At 67.7% G+C, this 22,808-nt stretch carries 23 protein-coding genes and 1 tRNA gene; 12 read left to right on the top strand and 12 right to left on the bottom strand.

The window, feature by feature from the left end:
- Window positions 1-21 precede the first annotated feature (21 nt).
- Window positions 22-999 carry a YihY/virulence factor BrkB family protein gene (locus tag V5740_RS10770; RefSeq protein ID WP_347302478.1) on the bottom strand — a complete coding sequence of 326 codons (978 nt, stop codon included), beginning with the start codon at window positions 997-999 and terminating at the stop codon, window positions 22-24.
- 104 nt (window positions 1,000-1,103) lie between these two features.
- Between V5740_RS10770 and V5740_RS10765 the strand changes: the two genes are divergently transcribed.
- Genes V5740_RS10765 through V5740_RS10755 form a run of 3 tightly spaced genes read left to right on the top strand, consistent with a single transcriptional unit; the run spans window position 1,104 to window position 3,304 of the window.
- Complete coding sequence (locus V5740_RS10765) at window positions 1,104-1,511, top strand: DUF350 domain-containing protein (protein WP_347302477.1); 408 nt, start codon at window positions 1,104-1,106, stop codon at window positions 1,509-1,511.
- Window positions 1,505-2,149 carry a DUF1190 domain-containing protein gene (locus V5740_RS10760; protein WP_347302476.1) on the top strand — a complete coding sequence of 215 codons (645 nt, stop codon included), beginning with the start codon at window positions 1,505-1,507 and terminating at the stop codon, window positions 2,147-2,149. The genes V5740_RS10765 and V5740_RS10760 overlap by 7 nt, the downstream gene beginning before the upstream one ends.
- A 3-nt stretch (window positions 2,150-2,152) precedes the next feature.
- Entirely contained in the window at window positions 2,153-3,304 is a 1,152-nt protein-coding gene (locus tag V5740_RS10755) for a glutathionylspermidine synthase family protein (protein ID WP_347302475.1), read from the top strand.
- A 7-nt stretch (window positions 3,305-3,311) separates the two neighbouring features.
- Here V5740_RS10755 and V5740_RS10750 read toward each other — a convergent pair whose 3' ends face one another.
- Entirely contained in the window at window positions 3,312-5,804 is a 2,493-nt protein-coding gene (locus V5740_RS10750; RefSeq protein ID WP_347302474.1) for an EAL domain-containing protein, read from the bottom strand.
- 140 nt (window positions 5,805-5,944) lie between these two features.
- Here V5740_RS10750 and V5740_RS10745 point away from each other — a divergent pair, with 140 nt between their 5' ends.
- Both V5740_RS10745 and V5740_RS10740 read left to right on the top strand, forming a co-directional pair.
- A complete protein-coding gene (locus V5740_RS10745; protein ID WP_347302473.1) occupies window positions 5,945-6,418 on the top strand; it encodes a DUF3429 domain-containing protein in 474 nt (157 codons plus the stop codon).
- A 6-nt stretch (window positions 6,419-6,424) separates the two neighbouring features.
- Window positions 6,425-7,747, top strand: coding sequence for a VOC family protein (locus tag V5740_RS10740; RefSeq protein WP_347302472.1), 1,323 nt, complete (start codon window positions 6,425-6,427; stop codon window positions 7,745-7,747).
- A gap of 18 nt (window positions 7,748-7,765) precedes the next feature.
- On the opposite strand, the gene V5740_RS10735 is transcribed toward V5740_RS10740, so the two are convergent.
- Window positions 7,766-9,379, bottom strand: coding sequence for a peptide MFS transporter (locus V5740_RS10735; RefSeq protein WP_347302471.1), 1,614 nt, complete (start codon window positions 9,377-9,379; stop codon window positions 7,766-7,768).
- Window positions 9,380-9,524: 145 nt separating this feature from the next.
- On the opposite strand from V5740_RS10735, the gene V5740_RS10730 reads away from it, so the two are divergent.
- The 3 genes from V5740_RS10730 to V5740_RS10720 all read left to right on the top strand — a co-directional run bounded on the left by V5740_RS10730 (window position 9,525) and on the right by V5740_RS10720 (window position 10,428).
- Window positions 9,525-9,863 (top strand): GntR family transcriptional regulator, encoded by a 339-nt coding sequence (locus V5740_RS10730; RefSeq protein ID WP_347302470.1) that lies wholly within the window; start codon window positions 9,525-9,527, stop codon window positions 9,861-9,863.
- A 163-nt stretch (window positions 9,864-10,026) separates the two neighbouring features.
- Window positions 10,027-10,308, top strand: a complete 282-nt coding sequence (locus V5740_RS10725; RefSeq protein ID WP_347302469.1) for an integration host factor subunit beta — start codon at window positions 10,027-10,029, stop codon at window positions 10,306-10,308.
- A 35-nt stretch (window positions 10,309-10,343) separates the two neighbouring features.
- Window positions 10,344-10,428 (top strand) — tRNA-Leu (locus V5740_RS10720).
- Window positions 10,429-10,498: 70 nt separating this feature from the next.
- On the opposite strand, the gene V5740_RS10715 is transcribed toward V5740_RS10720, so the two are convergent.
- From V5740_RS10715 to V5740_RS10695, 5 genes are all read right to left on the bottom strand, one after another.
- A complete protein-coding gene (locus tag V5740_RS10715; protein ID WP_347302468.1) occupies window positions 10,499-11,560 on the bottom strand; it encodes a serine hydrolase in 1,062 nt (353 codons plus the stop codon).
- Between the two features lie 105 nt (window positions 11,561-11,665).
- Complete coding sequence (locus tag V5740_RS10710) at window positions 11,666-12,073, bottom strand: host attachment protein (RefSeq protein ID WP_347302467.1); 408 nt, start codon at window positions 12,071-12,073, stop codon at window positions 11,666-11,668.
- Between the two features lie 75 nt (window positions 12,074-12,148).
- Entirely contained in the window at window positions 12,149-13,639 is a 1,491-nt protein-coding gene (locus tag V5740_RS10705; RefSeq protein WP_347302466.1) for a diguanylate cyclase, read from the bottom strand.
- A 108-nt stretch (window positions 13,640-13,747) separates the two neighbouring features.
- Complete coding sequence (locus tag V5740_RS10700) at window positions 13,748-14,623, bottom strand: BON domain-containing protein (protein ID WP_347302465.1); 876 nt, start codon at window positions 14,621-14,623, stop codon at window positions 13,748-13,750.
- Entirely contained in the window at window positions 14,607-14,822 is a 216-nt protein-coding gene (locus tag V5740_RS10695; protein ID WP_347302464.1) for a hypothetical protein, read from the bottom strand. The genes V5740_RS10700 and V5740_RS10695 overlap by 17 nt, the downstream gene beginning before the upstream one ends.
- Before the next feature lie 9 nt (window positions 14,823-14,831).
- Here V5740_RS10695 and V5740_RS10690 point away from each other — a divergent pair, with 9 nt between their 5' ends.
- The 3 genes from V5740_RS10690 to V5740_RS10680 all read left to right on the top strand — a co-directional run bounded on the left by V5740_RS10690 (window position 14,832) and on the right by V5740_RS10680 (window position 18,757).
- On the top strand, window positions 14,832-17,270 hold the full coding sequence (locus V5740_RS10690) for a ligase-associated DNA damage response DEXH box helicase (protein WP_347302463.1): 2,439 nt from the start codon (window positions 14,832-14,834) through the stop codon (window positions 17,268-17,270).
- A 111-nt stretch (window positions 17,271-17,381) separates the two neighbouring features.
- On the top strand, window positions 17,382-18,383 hold the full coding sequence (locus V5740_RS10685) for a hypothetical protein (RefSeq protein WP_347302462.1): 1,002 nt from the start codon (window positions 17,382-17,384) through the stop codon (window positions 18,381-18,383).
- Window positions 18,380-18,757: a hypothetical protein gene (locus V5740_RS10680; RefSeq protein WP_347302461.1), complete on the top strand. Its 378-nt coding sequence runs from the start codon at window positions 18,380-18,382 to the stop codon at window positions 18,755-18,757. Before V5740_RS10685 ends, V5740_RS10680 begins: the two co-directional genes overlap by 4 nt.
- A 93-nt stretch (window positions 18,758-18,850) precedes the next feature.
- Here V5740_RS10680 and V5740_RS10675 read toward each other — a convergent pair whose 3' ends face one another.
- From V5740_RS10675 to V5740_RS10660, 4 genes are all read right to left on the bottom strand, one after another.
- Complete coding sequence (locus V5740_RS10675; protein WP_347302460.1) at window positions 18,851-19,279, bottom strand: biopolymer transporter ExbD; 429 nt, start codon at window positions 19,277-19,279, stop codon at window positions 18,851-18,853.
- 26 nt (window positions 19,280-19,305) lie between these two features.
- Window positions 19,306-19,845 carry a biopolymer transporter ExbD gene (locus tag V5740_RS10670; RefSeq protein ID WP_347302459.1) on the bottom strand — a complete coding sequence of 180 codons (540 nt, stop codon included), beginning with the start codon at window positions 19,843-19,845 and terminating at the stop codon, window positions 19,306-19,308.
- A 96-nt stretch (window positions 19,846-19,941) separates the two neighbouring features.
- Entirely contained in the window at window positions 19,942-20,739 is a 798-nt protein-coding gene (locus tag V5740_RS10665; RefSeq protein WP_347302458.1) for a MotA/TolQ/ExbB proton channel family protein, read from the bottom strand.
- A gap of 35 nt (window positions 20,740-20,774) precedes the next feature.
- On the bottom strand, window positions 20,775-21,461 hold the full coding sequence (locus V5740_RS10660; protein ID WP_347302457.1) for a TonB family protein: 687 nt from the start codon (window positions 21,459-21,461) through the stop codon (window positions 20,775-20,777).
- Window positions 21,462-21,855: 394 nt separating this feature from the next.
- Between V5740_RS10660 and V5740_RS10655 the strand changes: the two genes are divergently transcribed.
- The gene (locus tag V5740_RS10655; protein WP_347302456.1) at window positions 21,856-22,803 is read left to right on the top strand and encodes a hypothetical protein; all 948 of its coding nucleotides are present in this window, start codon (window positions 21,856-21,858) and stop codon (window positions 22,801-22,803) included.
- The last annotated feature ends 5 nt before the right edge of the window (window positions 22,804-22,808 follow it).

Here is a 22,808-nt window from a genome sequence, read left to right as displayed (position 1 = left end):
ATTCATTATCCTCAAATCCGTTCAATCGTCTGCCGGGCCGGCGGCTTCTTCCGGCGTGACCGCCAGCGCCGCGTTCAGCTCCGCACCCATCACCATCCCTAGTCCCACCAGCCAGAAAAAGAAAAGCGCGATCATGATACCGGCCAGCGAGCCGTAGGTCGCATCGTAGCGAAAGACGGACCGAAGCAGCGAGGGCAGGAACGCCGATACCAGCACCCACCATGCCGTCACCAGCGCGGCACCCGGCCATTTGGGATAGCGCCGGTCGCGATAGGCATGCGGCGTCAGGGTCAGGAACAGCAGGTAGAGCGAGCCGAACAGGCCGAGTGCCGGCACAATGCGCGACCATGCCAGCCGGCCCAGAAGCGTGCTGAGCTGCGGCAGGAACGCATCGATCACCTCCTGTACCGTGCCGATCAGCACCTGCGCTATCAGGCACAACAGCAGCAGAACGACCGCGCCGATGATGATCCCGGTGGAAAGCAGCCGGTACTGCCAGAACGAGCGGATCGCCCGTGTGCCATATGCGCGGCGCAGGATATCGCGGATCGTTTCCACCAGGCTGCCGACGGTCCACAACCCGACGAGGCCACCCAGCCACAGGACGATCCCGCTGCGCCCCTCCACCACGCTGCGCGCCACCGGCCCGATCACCTCGTCCACATCGCGCGGCAGGGCATAGAGCACGGCGTTGATGGTCGCCTGCTGATCCGCCTCGTCCCCGATCAGGCTGAAGATCGCGGCGCCGGTGATGAAGAACGGGAAGATCGCCAGCACGGCGAGGTAGGCCAGGTTGCCGGCATGGATGAAGCCGTCATTGTAGGTGCCGACGAGCACCCGCTTGGTCAGTTCCCAGGCCCGGCTGCCCGGCCCCATGTGCCGCCGCATCTCCGCCTGGTATCGGCCCGCGCCGCGCAGCGCCGCCTTGCGCCGCGCTTCTGGCGACAGGTCGGGCCGGGGCACCTCTGCGGCTTCGCTGGGCGGGGCAGGGGGCGCCATGCGCGGGTGTTTAGCAGCCATGCCAGGGCTGTCGAGCCTCGCCGCGAAGGCTTTACTCCCGCTCCGGCTTCGCGCAGCAAGGGGCGGTACGCAACCGGGGGGTCATGGGCGTGGGTGGTTATGTCGCGGGCTTGCCGGGGTTTCTGGCCTATTTCGGCAGCGGCGCCGGAATGCTGGTGCTGTTCGCCATCCTGTATTCCCGCGTCACGCCGCAGCACGAATTCAGCCTGATCGCGGGCGGCAATTACGCCGCCGCCACCGCTTTTCTGGGGGCGTTGATCGGCTTCTCCCTGCCCCTCGCGTCGGCGGCGGCACATGCGGTGTCGCTGGCGGACTTCGTTATCTGGGCGCTGATCGGTGCGGCGGTGCAGTTGCTGGCGTTCGGCGTCGCCGCGCTGGCACAGCCCCATCTCGCCAGCCGCATCACTGATGGCGAGCTGTGCGCCGGCCTGTGGGCGGGCGGGATCGCCCTCGTCACCGGCCTGCTCAACGCAGCGTGCATGACATGGTGATCGGCCGGCGTCTGCGTGGGGAGCGATACAGCAGCGGGGTTGCCTTGCCATTGGCGCTGGGTGGCTTGGGCCTGGTCGGTCTTACGCTGACGCAATGCGCGGGGGAGGAGCCGGCGGAGATCGCCGATGCGCCGTTCACGTCGGTCAGCGCATGCAACGCCGCCGGTTATCCGCAGGGCCTGTGTGCTGCGGGCTATAACGGTGCGGTGCTGGAGCATGAGAGTACCGCCCCGCGCTTCACCTCGCTCGACGCCTGTCAGGAGGATTGGGGCTCGAATCAGTGCCTGCCGCTGTCGCCCGGTCCCGCGCTGCCCAACGGTGCTGGGCTGGTCGCGGCGGCACCGGCGGCGCTGTTCGCGCCCGCGCTTGCCGGCTTCGTCGTCACCAGCGCGATGCAGCGCAATTACCGGGAGGAATGCGAGCGGGACGAGGATTGCGAGCGCAATTACCGGTTTGGCAATTACTCGCCGGGCCGGCGCGGAAATGAGGGCCGCCCGCTCTACCGCGATCGCACCGGGCGCACGGTGGCGATGGACCTGACCCGCGCCGGAACCCGGCTGCGGCCGGTGGCGGTGAACAGCCGGACCGTCGCGCGTGGCGGGTTCGGGCGCAGCGGAGGCTTCCGCTTCGGCGGCTGAGCCATGCACCGCATCACCGTGCCCCCGCGGCCGGACTGGCGCGAGCAGGCGCACGCAGTCGGCTTCGGCTTCCATACCATGTATGGCGCGCCCTACTGGACGGACGATGCCGCATACGTCTTCTCCCTCGCGGAGATCGAGGATCGGATCGAGGAGCCGAGCGAACAGCTCCACGAACTATGCATAAATCTGGTGGGCGACCTGATCGGGAACGATGCGGCGCTGCGCCGGCTCGCCATTCCGGAGCCGGCGTGGGACTTGGTGCGTGCGAGCTGGCGTGCGGGCGACCTCCACCTGTATGGCCGGTTCGATCTTGCCTATGACGGCGGCGGCCCGGCGAAGCTGCTGGAATACAACGCCGACACACCGACCAGCATTTTCGAGGCGGCGTTCTTCCAGCACAATTGGCTGTTGGACCAGCAGGCGGCGGGCGCACTGCCGGCGGATGCGGACCAGTTCAACCTGCTGCAGGAATGCCTGGTAGAAGCTTTTGCCCATTGGCCATCGGGCGCGCCGTTCCACTTCGCATGCTGGACCGACCATCCGGAGGATCACGGCACCGCCGCCTATCTGATGGATTGCGCGGCGCAGGCGGGGCACGACGTGGCGCTGCTGGACATCCGGCAGATCGGGATCGACGCCGCGGGCCGCTTCACCGACGCGGCTGACCGCACGATCGGCCGCTGCTTCAAGCTTTATCCGTGGGAGGACATGCTGCGCGAGCCCTTCGCCCGCCAGCTCGTCCCCGGCATCTGGGTGGAGCCGCCGTGGAAGGCGCTGCTGTCCAACAAGGGGCTGCTGCCCCTGCTATGGGACCGGCACCCCGACCATCCCAACCTGCTGCCCGCCTTCTTCGGCGACGATCCGCGGACCGATGCGCTGCCCAACGCGGTGGTGAAGCCGCAGTTCGGTCGGGAGGGCAGCAACGTGACGGTCCGCCATGGCGGTACGATCGTGGAGCGGACCGATGGTGAGTATGGCGCCGGTCCGCAGGTGGTGCAGGCGCTGGCGCCGCTGTTCGCAGCCGGTGGTGACCACGCGGTGCTGGGCAGCTGGATCGTTGGCGACCGCGCAGCTGGGCTGGGTATCCGGGAGGATGCGGGACGGATCACGCGGGACAGTGCGCGATTCGTACCCCACATCATCGCTGGCTGAGGCCGGGCTAAACCGCGCGTAGCGCTTCCGACCGATGCAGCGCGCCCACCGGGGCGGGGCGACCGAACAGGTGCCCCTGCGCCAGCCGGCAGCCCATCGCCATCAGCTTGCGCCGCTGCGCATCGGTCTCCACCCCTTCCACCACCACCTGCTTGTCGAGGCCCTGGGCAAGACCGATGATCGCGCGAATAATCGCCTCGCTCTCCCCATGATCGTCCAGCAGGGTGGCGGTGAAGGAGCGGTCGACCTTCAGCGTGTCGAACGGCAGGTGCTTCAGGTGGATTAGGCTGGCATAGCCGGTGCCGAAATCGTCCAGCGAGATCGGCACTCCGGCGCGGTGCAGCACGGTCAGCGCCTCCACCGTCCGGTCGAGCCGGCGGTCGAGCACCACATCCTCGGTCACCTCCACGCACAGGCGCCCGGGCGCGACATCGTGCGCGGTCATGCGCTGCAGCAGGCGGGTGGCGGCGGCGGCACCGTCCAGCTCCGCGGCGGTGAGATTTACGGCGGCGCGGGGCAGCAGCTCCGGCTGGTCTCGCAACGCTGCCAGCGCCAGCTCCACTGCGCGGGTCTGCACCGCATGACCGGTGCGCCCGTCGGCCAGCATGTCGGCGAAGCTGGCCGGGGTCAGCAGGCCGTGCTCCGGATGCTGCCAGCGCAGCAGCGCCTCGAACCCGTGCAGGCCGCCATCGGCGAGGCGGACGATCGGTTGGAAGAACAGCTGGAACTCGCCGCGGGGCAGGCCCTCCGCCGCCTCCTGCGCATATTGCCGGCGCTGTTCGCCCTCTTTGCGGAGCGCCGGGTCATAGCGGTAGAGACCGCGCCGACCATGGCGCTTCACCTGGTACAGCGCCAGGTCGGCGTGCCGCTTCAGCACCTGGGTGTCCTCGCCATCCTCGGGGTAGCAGGCCAGCCCAACGCTGAAGGTCATGGTCCAGCTGCGCCCGTCCAGGGTGACGCTGGTGCCTTGCAGTGCCTCCAGCGCGCTTTCGATCCCGGCAGTGGCTGGGGCATCATGCGGCAGCAGCACGGAAAACTCGTCGCCGCCGATCCGGGCCACATGCGCCTGCGGCCCGGCAACTGCCTCCAGCCCCTGCCCGACCGCCAGCAGCAGACGGTCGCCCGCATCATGGCCCAGCCGGTCGTTTATATCCTTCAGATGATCGACATCGACCAGCAGCAGCATGAAGGGCGCACCGCCATCTTCGGTCAGGCGGCGCATCTGCGCCTGGAACGCGGCGCGGTTGCCCAGCCCGGTCAGGGGGTCGGTCATCGCCGCGCGGCGGAACGCCTCGCTCTCCACGGCCAGGTGCAGGCGCCCCTGTTCCGCATGGTCGCGCTCCACCCACAATTGCCGGACCCGGTCCGCCAACAGCAGCGCCAGCGCGACGGACTCGGCGGCCAGCGCCAGGTACCGGCACATGCTGATGAAGTCGGACTGGTCCGACAGGGAACCGGGCTGGATCAGCCACAGCAATCCCACGATCAGCAGCGGGAAGTAACTGATCAGCAACAGCCAGACCGTCCGACTGCGCCGGAACAGGGCGATGACGATGCCCACGATCATGGCCAGGAAGTTGGCGGCGGACAGCGCGTTCAATGCCGCTGTGGTCAGCGTCAGCGGCGCTGGCCAGTCAAGCGTCGCGCCAAGGCCGGTGATGGCGGATCCTGCCGCGGTCCAGACCAGCACGTGGCGTAGCCAGCGCGGCAGGCTGCGGCTTTCGAGCACTGTCACGACGACCATGGCGTTGGTCGCGGTGGTGCCGCCCACCAGGGCGTAGATCATTCGCGCGGTTGTCGGCCCGGCCAGCCACGGCCAGAACAATGCGAGCGCGTTGGTGGCGGCAAGGCCATAGACCAGGGTGGTCAGCGACCAGGCGACATACCACCGCTGCGCCAGCACCAGCGGGCCGGGACGGACCAGCAGGCCGAACACCAGCACGGTGACGATGGCGCCGGTGAACACCCCGATGACCGCCAGCCAGCGCCCGCCCAGCAGCAACAGGTCGCTGGGCGCTGCGGCGGACACCCGGTGCAGGGTGTCCATGCTGGGCACGCCCTGATAGCCGAGGTAGATTTCTCCGACATTGGCACCCGGCCGGGCGACGGTGATCCGTTGCAGTCCGCCCGGTGCCCAATTCTGCGTCAATTGACCGGGTACGAAGTGGCGCTGCTGCACCGACCCGTCAGTGCCGGTCACCAGCACTGCATGGTGGGTGAAGACCACCTGGTCGCTCAACAATTGCCATCCGGCAGGCATGTCGGCCAGCGCCGCCCGGTCGCGCAGCCGCAGCCATACCCACTCGCCAGGCGCGGAATGCGGCCGCGTCCCGCATGAATAGGTCAGCCGCGCGACAGCCGCGGGGTCCTGCGCCGCCGAACGGGGTGCATGCGCATGGCACAACCTGTCACGCAGCGGCACGATCTCCGCTGCTACCGGGTTCGCCCATGCGCCCAGCATCACGAACAGCACGAACAGGATCAGTCGCAAGGGCAGCACTTCGATTCCGTGATTTGTCGCGCCACTTTGTTTGCCAACAGTTAAGGCAGTCTTATTTCACGAATGCCTGCCGGACGGAAACGAATGTTAATCCACGCATTGGGCGTATCATGCCGGACATAACAACTCCGTCCCCGCGCATGGACACGCCCGCCCATACACCGCCGCTGGAAACGGTGCTGGCCTATGGGCCGGCAGCGATCATCGTGGCCATCGGCCTGCTCGGCTGGACCGGGCTGCCCTGGGCGGTGGAGGCGGGGCGGCTGTGGGCGGCGGCGATCCTGCTGTTCCTGGCAGGTGTCACCCGCGGGCTCAGCTTCTTCACGGAAGGCGGGCCGCGCCCGGGGCAGTTGATCGTCATGCTGGTGCGCTTCAGCTGCGGGCTCGGAGCACTGGCGCTGCCGACGCTCGCGATCGCCGGCGCGGCGTTCCTGTCGTGGCTGCTGCTGTTCGCGGGCTACCTGACGGTCCTGATCTATGACCCGCCGGCTGCCCGCCGTGGCACTGCGCCGCGCTTCTTTGCGCGGTTGCGCGGCCCGCAGATGTTTGTCGCGCTGGCCGGCATCGTGATCCTGGCGGTGGCTGACCTGACGGTGGCGCAAGTGCGCATGTGATCGTAGATGTCGGCGATGGACCAGCATGTCGCCCCCGCCGCCATCCGTGCCGCCTTTTCCGCCGCCATGTCGCGCATGTATCGGGCGGAGGTCCCGCTCTATGGCGACCTGCTGGAGATCGTGGCCGCGGTGAATGCTGCGGTGCTGTCGGCTCAGCCCGCATTGGCGCGGCAACTGGCCGCCAGCGGGGAAGGGGTGCGACTGGGGGAGGAACGGCACGGCGCCATCCGCGTCGGCACGCCTGCGGAACTCAGGCTGCTGGCGCGGCTTTTCGCAATCATGGGCATGGCCCCGGTCGGCTATTACGACTTAGCGCCGGCCGGCATTCCCGTCCATTCGACCGCATTCCGCGCGACGGACGCGGCGGACCTTGCCACCAGTCCGTTCCGGGTTTTCACCAGCCTGCTGCGACTGGAATTGATCGCCGACCCTGACCTGCGCGCCAAGGCCTCCGCGATCCTGGCTGATCGGCGGATCGTGACGGATGCGTGCGTGGCTCTGATCGAGGAGGCGGAGCAGGAGGGCGGCCTCCATGCCGGAGCGGCCGATCGGTTTGTCGCGGAGGCGCTGGAAACGTTCCGCTGGCAGGGCCGTGCGCTGGTAAATGCGGCGACCTACGACGCATTGCTAGCGCAGCACCGTCTGGTAGCGGACATCGTCGCCTTTCCCGGACCTCATATCAACCACCTGACCCCGCGCACGCTGGATATCGACGCCGCCCAGGCCGAGATGCAGCGGCGCGGCATGGCGGCGAAGGCCAGCATCGAAGGGCCGCCCCGCCGCGAGGTACCGGTCCTGCTGCGGCAGACCAGCTTCCACGCTTTGTCCGAATCGTTCGTGCCTCTGGGCGCGGAGGGCGCGGACGCGCAGCACACTGCCCGGTTCGGGGAGATCGAGCAGCGCGGCGCCGCGCTGACCCCCGCGGGCCGGGCGCTGTACGATCGATGCCTACAGCGGGCGCAGGATGGGGAAACGCTGGCAGATGCCTTCGCCGGCTTCCCCGATGATTTTGGCGAGTTGTTCGCCGCCGGCCTCGCCTATGCGCAATTTCTGCCAACCGGCCGGGCAGGGCGGGCGGATACGATCGAGCAGGCGCTGGCCAACCGGCTGCTCGCCCCCGCGCCGCTGACCTACGAGGATTTCCTGCCGGTCAGCGCCGCTGGCATCTTCCGGTCCAATCTGGGCGAGGTCGCGCCCGAGACCTACGCCGCCGGCGGATCGCAAGCGGCGTTCGAGGCGGCGCTTGGCCAGCCGGTACGCGATCCGTTCAAGCTCTACGCCGCAGCGCAGGAGCGTTCCGCGGCCGAGGCGCTGGCCAAGCTCGCCTGACGCCCCGGTTCTGCCGGATCAATCCCGCCGGGTCGCCGGGTGGAAGCCGGCGGCCGCCGGCTCTGCCAGCTCGTCCTCTCCCAACGCATCGTGGCCCGTCCCATCGCGGTCGAAGTCGCGCAGCGAGTCGAGGTGCATCAGGCGCTTCACCAGCGGGCTGACCACCAGCACCGCGATACCGATGCCCACGGCAACCCAACCGGTCGTCGTCCACACGTCGAGGAACACCTGCTTGGCACCTTCGCCGCTTTCGGCATTTTCGGCGCCTGCCAGCGCACTGATCTGCCCGGCGACGAAATTGCCCCCGGCAGTGGCGAAGAACCAGGCGCCCATGATCAGGCTCGCCATGTGCCAGGGCGCCAGCCGGTTCATCGCGGACAGGCCCACGGGGCTGAGGCACAGTTCGCCCGTGGTGTGCAGGAAATAGAGCAGCACGACCAGCCACAGGCTGGTCGGCGTATCGACGCCCGCCGCCTGCGTGCCCCAGACCAGCACCAGAAAGCCGAGCCCCACCTGCACGATGGCCAAGCCGAACTTGGCGGGGGTGGACGGTTCCAGCCCGCGCCGGCCCAGCAACGTCCACAGCGCGGCGAAGATCGGGCCCAGCATGATGATGAAGGCGGCGTTGACCGACTGGAACCAGGTGGTGGGGATGACCTGCCCCAGGAAAGTACGGTCGACATGCCGGTCGGTGAACAGGCTGACGCTGGCGCCCGCCTGTTCGAACAGGCCCCAGAACACCGGTTGCAGCAGCAGCAGGAAGATGATCACCAGAATGCGATCGCGATCTTCGCGCGGCAGCTTCGTCACCGCGATCCAGCCGATATACAGCAGCAGGCCCGCGCCCGATACCAGCAGCAGCGTGCCGACCACCTCCTGCGCCTGCACCAGCACCCACATCAGCAGCACGCCGGCAAGGCCCGCGCCATACAGCAGCCATTCCAGCGGCGCGCCCGCGACCCGGCGGCGCAGCGCGGCCGGATCAGGCGCCTCTGCCCGCTCCATCAGCATCGGCCGGCCCAGTACGAAGACCACTAGTCCCAGCAACATGCCGACGCCCGCCGCGCCGAAGCCGTAAGCCCAGCCATAGGTTTCACCCAGGTAGCCGGCGATCAGCACGCCGAAGAAGCTGCCGAGATTGATGCCCATGTAGAATATCGTGTACGCGCCGTCGCGCCGGACGTCGGTTCGCGGGTACAGCTTGCCCACGATGGTGGAGATGTTCCCCTTCAGGAACCCCGTCCCCATGATGATGAAGCTGAGCGCCAGCCAGAAGATGTTGATCGCCGGGTCGGTCTGCCCGCCGTTCCCTTCGAAGGCCATCAGGAAATGGCCAAATGTCAGCAACACCGCGCCGAACACCACCGCCTTGCGCTGGCCCAGGTACCGATCCGCCAGCCAGCCGCCCAGCACGGGGGTGATGTAGACCAGAGAGGTGTAGGCCCCGTAGATCAGCGAGGCGCGCCCGTCGGAAAACAGCCAGTGCTTCGTCAGGTAGAAGATCAGCAACGCCCGCATGCCGTAGTAGGAGAAACGCTCCCACATTTCGGCGAAGAACAGGATAAACAGGCCTTTGGGGTGGCCCAGGATCGTGCCGCCTGTGTCACCTGCGCGGGTGGGGGCTGATGCCATAGTTGTGTCTGCTTCCCTCGTGCATGCTGCCGTTGCAGCCTCAAACCCGGCACCCTAGCGACAACATTGGACATTCCAAGCCTTCGTTGCCGGTGCAACCGGCTGCCGCTTGCCTGACACGCTGTATTATGGCACTGCAGCACCCATGGTTGACAACCGCCCCGTCTACCTGCGCTTGCGGGAGGAGATCGCCGCCGCGATCATTGACGGGCGATATGCGGAAGGGGCGATGTTGCCGTCCGTCCGGGCGTTTGCCGCACAGCAGGGCGCCAATCCGCTGACGGTGGCCAAAGCGTACCAGCAGTTCCAGGCCGATGGGCTGATCCGGGTGCAGCGCGGCGTCGGCATGTTCGTGCGCGAAGGCGCGGCGGAGGCGCTGCTGGCGGCGGAGCGGGCCGCGTTCCTGGCGGCCGAATGGCCGGCGATCCGCGCCCGCATCGCACGCCTCGGTATCGCCCTCGACGATCTGCTGGAGCGGGTGTAGACAGGGCCGTGTGCCTGTTTGGCACTGTTCGGCAGCATTCGTTGCCTGTCATGTTGATATATGGCAATAAGCGACCGGGAACGGTGTGGACAAGCGGCGGGGGCCGCCGGTCCGCGTGGTGCCGGTGGGTGCGTGGGGCCCCGTCCGGCCAAGGGGAAGTGCAATGATACGCTCCGAACTCGTCGAGTCGCTCGCGGCCGACAATCCGGATCTGAAGGCCGAGGAGGTCGAACAGATCGTCGACATCTTCTTCGACGAGATCGCCATGCGTCTTGCCGAAGGCGGCCGGGTGGAACTGCGCGGTTTCGGCACCTTCACCACCCGCGCGCGGGAGGCCCGGACCGGCCGCAATCCGCGCACCGGCGATGCGGTGGCTGTGCCGGCGAAGCGCGTGCCTTACTTCAAGCCGGGCAAGGAAATGCGCGAGCGGCTGAACACCGATTGAGCCTTGGCTGCCGCTCGCCTAAGCCGCCTGGCGGCGCGGGCGTGGCGGAATGGTAGACGCCGGGGACTTAAAATCCCCTATCCCTTGGATGTGCGGGTTCGAGTCCCGCCGCCCGCACCACATCCGTTGCGCTGCTGTGCCTAGCGCCACCGGATCACAGATGATGGATCGCGTGGCGCGGGTCTGCCCGTCAGTATTGCGCGTTCACCATCTGCCGGCTGGCGACCACCGCCTGCTGGGCATAGCCGTCGTACAATGCGCGGGCGAGATTGGCGATCTTTGCTTCCCGCGCCGGGCGCGTACCTTGGCCGGTGACGTAGATCGCGACGGCGATGGTCCGTCCGTCCGGGCCGGTCATGATGCCGATGTCGCTCGACGTGTTGTTCAGCGATCCGGTCTTGTGCGCCACAGTCACGCCCGCGGGCAGCAGCGCCGGGATGCGGCGGGTGCCGGTGCGGCAGCGTTCCATCGCGCCCAAAATCACCTGCCGGCTGCTGTTCGACAGCCACTTGCCCTGATGCAACCCGGCGATCAGTTGCACCATGGCACGCGGGGTGGCGCTGTCGCGGGTGTCGATGCTGGTGGCGGGGTTCACCTCGCCATCATCGCGAACCAGCGTGGCGATGTCGCGGGACAGGTTGAATTCGGTGATTCCCGCCCGGCGCATCCATGCATTGACCGCGTCCGGCCCACCCACAGCGCGCAGCAGCGCGTCTGTTGCGGTGTTGGACGATCGGGTGATCATCAGTTCGATCAACTGGCGAGCCGACAGGTGCTCGCCCGCGCGGACCGGGGCGACCTGGCTGGAGAACGGCTTGCTGGCGACGGGCAGCAGCAGGGGAAAGTCGCTCGACAGGCTCCATCGCCCTCGCTCCACCCCTTCCATGAAGGTGGCGGCGATGGCAATCTTGCTGGTGGAAGCCATCGGGAAACGCTGATCGCCCAATACAGCGACCTCCTGCCCGGTGGCGAGATCGATCGCGAACAGGCCGATTCGCCCGCGCGAACCATCCGCCAACCGGGCGAGCTGCTGCTGCAGTACGCCTTCATAGCTGGCGGTGTAGTCGCGTGGCGCGCGAACTTCCGTCCCGAAAGCGGTGTCGAACTGTGCCTCCAGCGCGATGCCGTTGGCGGTCTGTGCGTGTGCCGCACCGGCCCCACCGGCCAGGCTCGTGAGCGCCAGGAAGGCGGCGAAGGCACCGCGTGCGAAGGTCCCGATCTGCATGGTTCCCCATTGTAAAGGCTGCCCCATTGACAGGAGCCTAACCAATTCGGCCGATTGAAGCAAATCGGAGCGCGCCGGTCAGGTTCGTGGATGCGGTGTACCGGGGAACCATGCAGGGTCGACAGACCGGGATCAGGCGGCGGCGAGCACCTTCTCGATCGTGGGGATCGGCTCCCCGGTCAAAGCCTTGGCCAGTTCCCCGGAGATGCGGTCCTTCAATTCAGTGTGGTAATGCCGGCGCATCTCGCCCAGCGTCTTGGGGTCGGCGACGATCACGACGCTGTCGATCTCACCCGCCTTGGCCTCGCGGTTCAGCCAGTCGGCCGCCGCGGCGCCGTGCGCCAATTCGTTGAGGTCGGTGGCACCCGTACGCTGCCCGGCAGGGTCCTGATGGCGGATGCCCGCGCTGAAATTCGTCGCTTCCAGTTCGGGCTGGGCCACCACTTCCAGGGACGGTTCGAACATCTGGCCGGTGTTGCGCAGCACCAGGAAGCGGTTGCCATCGACCAGTGCGACATGGGCCTTGTGCGGGATCTTCATCGGGGGTTCTCTCCTTTTCTGCCCGTTTCTGCGCGACCAACGGCCGGCATCCGGGGCAGTGCCCGACCGGTGGGGTCAGGCGGGCAGCACGTCGGCCATGACGATGCCGTCCGTCCCCGCGATCGCGCCGGTGCCGCGGGCATGTGCCTTGGCCCGGTACAGCGCCTCGTCCGCCCGGCTCATCAGCTGCGCCCGGTCGGCGCAGTCAGGCGCCAGCCAGGCCGCGCCCAGCGTGCCCGATACCCGCAGCGGCCCGTCAGGCGCACCGTGACAGGGCACCACCTGCCGCAACGTGCCCAGCAGCCGCGCCAGCGTGGCAGGCAGGTCGGCCAGGAGATCCTGCTCCGTCAACAGCAGCACGAACTCATCCCCGCCAAGCCGCCCGGCGAAGGAACCGGCGAGCCACGAAGCCCGCAGCGCGGCACCCGCGCGGCGCAGCACGTCGTCACCCGCCGCGTGCCCGCACCGGTCGTTCACCGCCTTGAAGTGGTCGAGATCGACCAGCACCAGCGCCATCGGGGTGCCTTCCTCCACCGATCGGGCGATCGTCTCGTCCAACTGTGCGGTGCAGCGCTTGCGTGAGGCGAGATGGGTCAGGTCGTCGACCTCCGCCGCGTGGCGCAGGGTGGCCTCCAACTCGTGCCGGTCGGTGATGTCCTGGAACACGCCGAACACCGCCACGGCCTCGCCGTCCTTGGTCTCGACCTCGCCCAAGGACCGGACCCGCCGCTCCTCCAGCATGGCGGTGACCATGGTGACTTCCACATCGAAGCCGCGACCGGTCCTGACCGTTTCTTCCAGGGCGCCCTGCAGTCGGTCACGGTCATCCGGCGGGAAGAAGCTGTACGCCTCGTCCGCCTTCATCGGTTTGCCCACGGGTAGTTCGTAGATGGCGTAAAGCTGCGGCGACCATTCGACGCTGCCATCGACCAGGTTGTAGCGCCACGACCCGATCTGGGCCATGCGCTCGGCCTGCTGCAATTGGCGGTGCAGCCGGTCCTGTTCCGTCAGGGCCAGCCGGTATTGTTCGGCCACGTACCGCGCCCGCGCCTCTGACACGCGGGCGGCGAGCAGGGTTTCCAGCACCCGCGCCAGTGTTTCCAGCACCTGAAGATCCTGCGGGCTGGGTTCCCGCGCCTGATTGTCGATCGCGCAGAGCGTGCCGATCGGCACGGGTGCGCCCTCCGGCCGGGTGGCGACGCGCAGCGGCACGCCGGCATAGAAGCGGATGTTGGGATCGCCCCGTACCAGCGGATTGTCGCGGAACTGCGGATCGGCCAGCGCGTCTGCGACGACCAGCGGCCGATCCATGCGCACCGGCACGCGGCAGAAAGATTGTTCCAGCGGCGTTTCAGAGATCTGCAGACCGTAGCGCGACTTGAACCATTGCCGTTGCGTATCGATCAGCGACATCAACGCGATCGGACAGCCGAGCAGTTCCGCGGCGAGCTGGGTGATCGTGTCGAAATCCCGTTCCGCCTGGGTGTCCAGCAGACCGAGCGCAGCCAGCGCCTCTGATCGCTCCGCCGCCCGGGGATCGGCCGCTATATTACCGGAACCAGCCATCTGACTTCCCTAGCACAAGGTCATTGTGCGGTGCACCGTTCGCCACGATACGCAGCGAAAAGGGCCCGCCTTACGGCGAGCCCTTTATGCGTTCCGGTTAAGAAAGCGTCAGGCCAGCGTGCTGCCGGTGCTGTCGCGGGTGAAGGAGCGGCTGCTGCTATCGTCGCTGTCCTTCACGCGCAGGTTGTTCTGCACGTGCTTCACGCCGGACAGGTCATCGGTCAGGTCTTCGGCCCGGCGCTTCTGCTGGCGGCTGGTCACCGTGCCGTCCAGCGTCACCTCGCCATCCTGCACCGTCACCTGGATCTGGCGCCCATCCACCATCCGGTCATGGGTGATGGTGTCGCACACATCTTCCAGGATACGCTGGTCGGACCGGGTGTAGTTCGCCGGCCCGGAACCGCGGTGATCCTGATCGCGGCGGCGGGCTGCGTCGCGGTCGCCGAACCAGCTGGCCACCTCGTCCCCGGCCTTGTCGAAGAAGCCACGGTCGTCATCGCCACGGGCGCTGTAGCCGCCGCGGGAGGGTGCCGCACCGAAGCTGCCGACGCCTTGGCTCGCTCCATACGGACCATAGCTGTCGTAATCGGTGCCCGGCGCCCGGTTCTGCCGCGGGCCGGCAAAATCGGCGCCACCGTAATAATTGCTGTTGAAGCTGCCGAACCCGCCTTCGCGGTTGGTGGGCTGCGCCGCGCCGTAACCGCCACGCGAACGTCCGTCCTGCGCCGTGTCGTAACCGCGCGACTGTCCGTAGCCCTGGCCACCGCCATAGCTGCGGCTGCCACCGCCACGCCCATAACGGCCACGGCTGCTGCCGTAATCGTCATCGTCATCATGGTTCCAGCCACGACCTTCACCCATCTGGCCGAATTGGCTGAACTGGCGATCGCTGTCGCCGCTGCCATAATCACGATCGCTGAACTGTTCGTTCTGGCGGTTGTCGTAACGATGCTCGCGGTCGCGGCGGTCATAATTGCGGTTCATGGCTTCTCTCCATTTCCTCGCTGCCTGTTCTGTCGAGGACGGCCGTGGCAGCGTCGCGCTGGCCAACCCCGCCCGGCAACACCAGCGTGCAGCCGGGATACGGCACCTTAACCATTGGCAAGCCGTGCTGGTGCCACGTCTCGGCGCATGCGCTCGGCAACTCGCCGCACAGCTTGGCCGGTAGGGCGCGCATCGCCATATCGACGGGATGGACACCCCCACGCTGCCGCTGGAAATCGCCACCTGGTTCGCCGGTCGGGATTGGCGCGTGCGACGGCACCAGCAGGAGATGTTCGAGGCGGCGCTCGCCGGCGACCACGCGCTGCTGGTGGCGGATACCGGCGCGGGCAAGACGCTGGCAGGGTTCCTGCCCACGCTGGCCGCCTTCTGCCCCAGCGGGGGAACGCTGCCGGAGGGACTGCACACGCTCTACGTCTCGCCATTGAAGGCGCTGGCGCATGATGTTCAGCGTAACCTGATGACCCCGGTGGCGGAGATGGGCCTGCCGCTGACGGTGGAGACCCGCAGCGGTGACACCCCGTCCGACCGCAAGAAGCGGCAACGCAGCAAGCCGCCGAACGTGCTGCTGACCACGCCCGAAAGCCTGTCCCTGCTGCTGTCCTATCCCGACAGCCTGACGCTGTTCGCCGGACTGCAGCGGATCGTCATCGACGAGGTTCACGCCTTCGCCACCGACAAGCGCGGCGACCTGCTGGCGCTCAGCCTCGCGCGGTTGCAGGCGATCGCACCTGGGCTGCAACGTGCCGCGCTGTCCGCCACGCTCGCCAATCCGGAGGCGTTCCGGGCCTGGCTGGCGCCGTGGGGGGAGATCGACCGGGTGCGGCTGGTCCACGGCGAACCAGGCGCCCCGGCGGAGGTGGAGATTCTGCTGCCGCAGGATGCGCGCGTGCCGTGGGGCGGCCATGCGGCGATCTGGGCGATTCCGCAGCTCTATGAACGTATCCGCGCCAACCGCATTACGCTGATCTTCGCCAATACCCGCTTCCTGGCGGAATACGTCTTCAAGCACCTGTGGGATGCGAACGAGGACACGCTGCCCATCGGCATCCACCATGGATCGCTCAGCAAGGAGGCGCGCCGCAAGGTGGAAGGCGCGATGGCGCGGGGCGAGCTGCGCGCGCTCGTCGCCACCGCCAGCCTGGATCTGGGGATCGATTGGGGCGACATCGACTGCGTGGTGCAGATGGGCGCGCCCAAGGGATCGAGCCGCCTGCTACAGCGGATCGGCCGCGCCAATCACCGGCTGGACATCCCCAGCCGCGCGCTGCTGGTGCCCGGCAACCGGTTCGAGTTCCTGGAGGCGACCGCCGCCAAGGAGGCGGTGGACGAGGGGCGGCGCGACGGGGAGGAGTTCCGCCCCGGCTCGCTCGACGTGCTGGCGCAGCACGTGATGGCCTGCGCCTGCGCCGCCCCGTTCGACGGCGCCGCCCTGCTGGCGGAGGTCCGCTCCACCCTGTCCTATGCCTGGCTGGATGAGGAGGCGTGGGACCGCGTGCTGCAATATGTCGCCACCGGCGGCTATGCTCTTCGCGCCTATGACAAGTTCCGGCGCATCGTGCAGGAGGCGGACGGGACATGGCGCCTCAGCCATCCGGAACAGGCCGCCCGCCATCGCCTGAATGCCGGCATCATCGTCGATTCGGAAATGCTGGAGGTCCGGTTTGGCGGACCTAACCGGCCGGGTCGCTCGCTCGGCCGGGTGGAGGAACGCTTCGCCGCCGCCCTGCGCCCTGGCGACACGTTCCAGTTCGCCGGCGTCAATGTGGAGGTGGTGCAGGTGCAGGATATGGAGCTGTTCGTGCGCGCCAGCACGAAGGCCGCCATGATCCCGTCCTATGGTGGCCTGCGCCTGCCGCTGACCACGCATCTGGCGGACCGCGTTCGCGCCATGCTGGTCGACCGCGCCGGCTGGGCGCGCTTCCCCGATGACGTGCGTGAATGGCTGGAGGTGCAGGACTGGCGCAGCGAGATGCCTGGGCCGGAGACGCTGCTGGTGGAAAGCTTCCCGCATGCGAAGCGCGAGTATACCGTCTACTACACGTTCATCGGCTGGAACGCGAACCAGTCGCTCGGCATGCTCATCACCAAGCGGATGGAGGAACGCGGGCTGATGCCCGGCGGCTTCGTCGCCAACGACTACTCGCTGGCGGTATGGGGGTTGAAGCCGGTGGACTATCCTGCGCCGCTGCTCTCGCCCGACATCCTGACACATGAATTTGTCGACTGGGTCACGCAATCGCACCTGCTGCGCCGCGCCTTCCGCGAGGTTGCGGTGATCGGCGGGCTGGTGGAACGCCAGCATCCCGGCACGCGCAAGAGCGGGCGGCAAGTGACCTTCTCGACCGACCTCATCTACGACGTGCTCAGGAAGTACGAGCCTGACCACCTGCTGATCCAGGCTGCCTGGGCCGATGCCCGGTCCCGCATGACGGATGTCGGGCGGCTGGGGGATCTGCTGGACAGTGCGGCGGCGCAGCTGACCCACGTTCGGCTGGAGCGTGTCAGTCCCCTGGCGGTGCCGGTCATGGTGATGATCGGGCGGGAGGCGCTGCCGCAGGGCTCCGTAGACGACGATCTGCTGCTGGAGGCGGAGAGCCTGGCGGGCGAGGCGATGCGCGGCGATTAGCTGCCTTGCGCCCCTGCCAGCCCGCGATAGGATGGAGCTGTAGGGCCGGCGCTCACACCGGGCGTTCGCACTCGGTCCGGCAATCCGCGCCGGTGGCGTGAAGGGGGCGGCATGATGCAGCGGGTCACAGCAGCAGGTGCGGCGGCGATGCTCGCGGCCATATTGGCGGGCTGCACGACCGACCGCTTCGTGCCGCTGGCGGGCCAGTTCGGCGCCCTCACCCGCGATGCCGCGGAAGAGCAGAACGAACGGTTGGCCGTGGTGATCGCGGAGGAGCGGGAGCGATCGCGCGAAGCTCTGACAGAACGCGCTGCGGATCTGCGGGCAGCGGATTGTACGCAGGCGATCGCCGGCATCCGCGTTGCCATGGCGGCCGCGCTGCCCCAATCGACCGCGACCTGCCGGGTGATCGAGCGGGAAGCGAACGGTACCCTTGTCGAACTCCCGTCCGAATTGCGGTTCGACAATATCGCGGCGCTGAACGATGCGCTGGCGGGCTATGCCGAGGGGCTGATCCTGCTGGCGGCGAACTCGGCCGAGGACGAGGCGGTCCTCACTCAATCGGTAAGCGAACTGACGATAGCCATCGGCGAACTTGACGGCGCGATCCGCGCCGCCACCGGTGACGAAAGCGCGACATCCACCGACAGGATCGATGCCGCCGGAGGGCTGCTGGCGCGCCTCGGTACAACCTACATGACGGCGCGGCGGCAGGCGGTGCTGAAGCGCCTGATCCTGGAGGCGGACCCGCTGGTCGCCCGTGCCACCAGTCTGCTGGGCGGCACTGATGGCGCGCTGGACCTCTACGACAGCGTGGCACGGTACGCGGCGATCGAGCAGGCGGTGGAGGCCGCCGGCGCGGCGCGTTCGGCGGGCGATCCCGCAGCGCTCGGGGAACAGCAGGCGGCGCTGTTCGATGCCGTGGAGACCTACAACGCCTACCCGGCGGAAGAGAGGCGATACGCAGCCATCGGCGCGGCGCATGCCGGCCTTGCCGCTGCGGCGCGCGCCGGTGCCGATGCTGCCGACCTCTCCGCTGCGGCGCAGGCGGTGATCGGCCTGGCGCAGGCGATCGGTGCCACACGCAAGGCCTTTGCGGGGGAGACACCATGATGGCCGTGGCGATCCGCGATCTGCCGCTTCATGCCGCGACGCTTGACGCTTTGGTGACCGCTCTGGCCCTGGCAGAGGCGGAGAAGGCGGCGGCGGAGTTCTCGTTCGACCCCCAGTCGGACTATCGCCGCGCAAAGGCGGTGATCGACGACACGCTGCTGCTGCTGCGTGCCCTGTCCGTCAGCATGCTGCGCCAAATCGACGAGGAGATCGCCGCCAGTGACCTGGTTGCGGAACTTACCGAGCGCGCCTTCGCGGCGGAGGAGGAGGCGGGGCGCCTGCGTGCGCTGTCCGCCACCATCGCGGATGTGGCACAGGTGGTCGGCAGGATCGCCGGGGTGGTTGCGGGCGTCGCCCGGCTGCCGTTTGTGTGATGGTATGCGTCGGGCCGGCGCACAAAAAAGGGGCGGGATGACCCGCCCCTGATCGACGCTGCCGGATCGGCGAGCGTCCGCTGTGGGAAGCAGTTACTTGCCGAACTGGCGGAACTGCTCGTTACCCACGAAGCCGAACTTGGTGACGCCCGAGCCCTTGATGATGTTGAGCACCTTGGAGGACTGGTCGTAGCTGGCATCCGCTTCCGGCTGGAACTGCAGTTCCGGCTCCGGCTGGATGGCCTTGGTGGCTTCCAGATTGGTGACCAGCTGGTTCTCGTTGATGAGACCGCCGTTCCAGACGATCTCGCCCTGCGGCGTCAGCACGATCTTGTTCTTGATCGGGTCGATGTCGGTGGGCGGGTTGTTGCTGGGGGTCGGCAGGTCGATGTCGACCGAGTGCGTCGCCACAGGGATGGTGATGATGAACATGATGAGGAGCACGAGCAGGACGTCGATCAACGGCGTCGTGTTCATTTCCATCATCGGGGCGCCGTCGTCCTTGCCGCCGGACATCGCCATGGTGTGTTACTCCTTGCTGCGCCCGATCAACCGTTGGGGTCGACCGGGTTGGAAATGAAGCCCACGGTGGGGTAGCCAGCCGCCTGGACGTTGTAGATGGCACCCGCCACGCAGCGCCACGGCGCATCCTTGTCGCCGCGGATATGCACCTGTGGGATCAGTTCGGGGTTGGCCGCCAGCGCATCGGCGCCGCCGGCACGCTGCACGATCCCGTCCAGCCGGGCAAAGGCCTGGTCGTACAGTTCCTGCGAGTCCACCAGCGTGGTGTTGTTAATGTAGACCCGGCATTCGCCTTCACGGACCGCGCCGGTGAAGCCGGAGCGCTGCACGCCGGCGGTATTGCCGGCCGCATCGGTGGTGGTCACCGTCAGCAGCAGGTTTTCCACCTTGTCCTTCGATTCGACGGATTCGAAGATCGGGATCTCCAGCTGCTCGACCGTCTGGATGGCGACGGGGACGGCGATCAGGAAGATGATCAGGAGCACCAGCATCACGTCCACGAGGGGCGTGGTGTTGATGTCCGACATCGACTGTTCGCCGCCGCCTCCGCCTGCTGAAATGGCCATCTGTGTGTTCCTGTCTGGTATTAGTCACATTCCGGTCGGGGCGAGCGGCCCGCATGCCATGGCCCGCCCCGATCGGTGTTCAGTGGACCTGCGGCCTCAGACCTTCGGCGCGGCGGTGGTGGTCGTCGCGGTCGTCGGCTTGGTGGCGGCGGAGCTCACCGGAGCCTTGGCAGCGGCCGGGGCGGACACCAGAGCCGGCTTCACCGCACCGCGCGAGGTGAGATTGGCCAGGATGTCGGTGGAGAAGCCGCTTAGCAGCTCGGCGATGCGCTTGTTGCGCGCCTGCAGCCAGTTGTAGGCAAGCACGGCGGGAACGGCGACCAGCAGACCGATGGCGGTCATGATCAGCGCTTCACCGACGGGGCCGGCGACCTTGTCGATGGAGGCGGAGCCGGCGAGACCGATGTTGATCAGCGCGCGGTAGATGCCGATCACGGTGCCGAGCAGACCGACGAACGGCGAGGTGGCGCCCACGGTGGCGAGGAACGGCAGGCCGCCCGCCAGCTTGGAGTTGATCGACGCTTCCGACCGGGCCAGCGAACCGTGCATCCAGTCATGCGCTTCCAGCGAGTCGGTCATCTTGCTGTGCTGCGCCTCTGCGGCCAGCGCGTCGTCGACGATCTGGCGCCATGCGCTGTTCTTGTCGAGCTTGCTGGCGCCTTCCGACAGGGTGTTCGCGCGCCAAAACTGCGTGCGGATGGCCTTGTACTGGTTCAGGATCTTGTTCTGCTCCAGCAGCTTAGTGATCAGGATGTAGAACGATCCGACCGACATGATGACCAGCACGGTCAGAATGGTCCAGGCGATCACGCCGCCCTGTTGCATGGCTTCCAGGAAGCCGAACTGGTTTTCCGGGCCTTCGCCGCCGGCGGCGGCCAGAATGTCGATAAGCATGCGGGTGTCCTTTGTCTAAGATCTGAACAGGTGAACTAGCGGTTGAGCGTGTAGACGATCGTCGTCGACCAGCTGGCGGAGATCGGATCGCCAGCGGCGTTCAGCGCGGGATTGAACCGGGCATACCGTTGCATCCCCTCGCACGCCGCCTCATCCAGCACGGACGAGCCGCTGCTGCCCGTGACGGAGCACGATTCCACCCGGCCGTTGGCGCCGACCTGGACGCGAACGCCCACCCGACCCTCGACTTCGTCGCGAATGGCACGCGACGGATAGTTTTCCTGAATGCGGGCAGCCCAGCGGCCCTGGCCATCGGGCGCGACGCCACGGGCACGGGACGGCGCGGGCGGAGCCGGCGGCGTCGGCGGACCCGGGGGAGCCGCAGGCGGCACGATGCGCAGCGGCGGAGCCGGCGGCGGGATCACCGTGGTGGTCTGGATCGGCGGTGCCTGCGTGTTGATGTTGACCGGCGGCGGCGGAGCCACCGGCGGCGGCACCGTCTGCGGGATGACCTCGTCCGGCGGCGGCGGCGGTTCGTCCGGCGGCGGCGGCGGTGGCGGCGGTTCCTCGATATCCACTGTGGTCACCCGTTCCACCACCGACTTGACCGCCGAATAGGCAAGGCCGGTGATCAGGGCGTAACCGATAGCCAGGTGGATAAGGACAACGATGGCAATCGCAACCATGCGACTGCCGCTCATCTGTTGGTCAGCGTAAGCCATCCAGTCCCTTCACTCCGTTTCAATCAATTCCGCGCCAGAGGGCAGCGGAATGTCGGCTCATGTGATGTCGCCAGATGGCTTGTGGGCCCCCCGGCGTCGGCAACGGTGTTCTTGGATTCGCATCCTGCCAGCCGCTGCAAAGCTTTGTCCAGCGCGAAGGTCCGCCCGGCCATGCGACCGGTGCGTTGCGAACATCCCCAACGGACAGCAAGAACCCATGTTTTTGTGGTGTTCGGGTCCCTTGGCGGCAGGTCTTAACCAGCACTTTAGGGTTGAGCAAACGCTTTTGAAGGTTCAGCGCCGATTCACCATTGGAAAGCTGCGATGCGACCCGATAGTTTGCTGACAAAGCTTTATTGCGGAGGACAATTGTTTGGCAATGCGGATATTGGCGGTGAGGTCGCGCTTCGGCAATTTTCTTAACTCCACCGCCGTAACGGCGGCGATTCTGGTGACCACTGGCGGAGTCGCTGCAGCCCAGTCGGGCGGCTCGGCGACACCCGCCGGCAGCTCCGCGCAGCAGCGTGCCGCGGGCAACATGCCCCAGAATGGTACCGCTCGCGCAGAAGTGGCGCAATTGCCCGCCGGGCCGGCGGCGCGGCTGACCTATGCCGACATGGCGGGCCTGGTGGAGGATGCCGGAATCATCGCCATCGCGGAGGTCCGGCGCCAGTCCGTGGTGGAAGCCGCGCGGGCGCCCGGCCTCGCACCGGGCCATGCGCGCCTGTATCTGCAGGGGGAGGTGCAGGCGCTGCTCGCCGCGCCGGGTCCCGTCGGGCAGGAGCTGACCTTCCTTGCCGATGTGCCGCTCGACAGCCGGGGCCGCGCGCCGCGCCTGAGGCGGCAGCGCTTCGTTGCCTTTGCCGATCCGGTGCCCGGCCGGACCGGGCAGGTGCAATTGGTCGAGCCTGACGCGCTGATCCCGGCGGACCCGGCGTTCGAGGCGCGGCTGCGCCAGGTCATCGGCCAGTTCGCCGGCGCGGACGTGCCGCCGCCGGTCACCGGAGTGCGCGACGTGCTGTGGACGCCCGGCAACCTGGCCGGGGAATCGGAGACGCAGATGTTTGTCGAAACCGCGACCGGCCTGCCCGCCTCCATCTCCGTCGTGCGGCGCCCCGGCATGGCCCCTCAATGGGGCGTGTCGTGGAGCGAGATCATCGACCAGTCCGCCACCGCGCCCGCGCCCGACACCCCTGCCTGGTACCGGCTCGCCTGCGGCCTGCCGCGCGACCTGCCGGCCGACGCCTTCCTGCAGGATCCGGGCAGCGATCGGGAGCGCGCCCGGGCCGACTACCAGCTGGTGGTCGACAGCCTGGGGGCCTGCACGCGCAGTCGTTCTTGAGGCTG

The sequence above is a fragment of the Croceibacterium sp. TMG7-5b_MA50 genome, from assembly GCF_039830145.1.
GTDB lineage: Bacteria > Pseudomonadota > Alphaproteobacteria > Sphingomonadales > Sphingomonadaceae > Croceibacterium.
The sequence above is the reverse complement of the archived record's forward strand: the minus strand, read 5'-3'. Positions and strand labels throughout refer to the sequence as shown.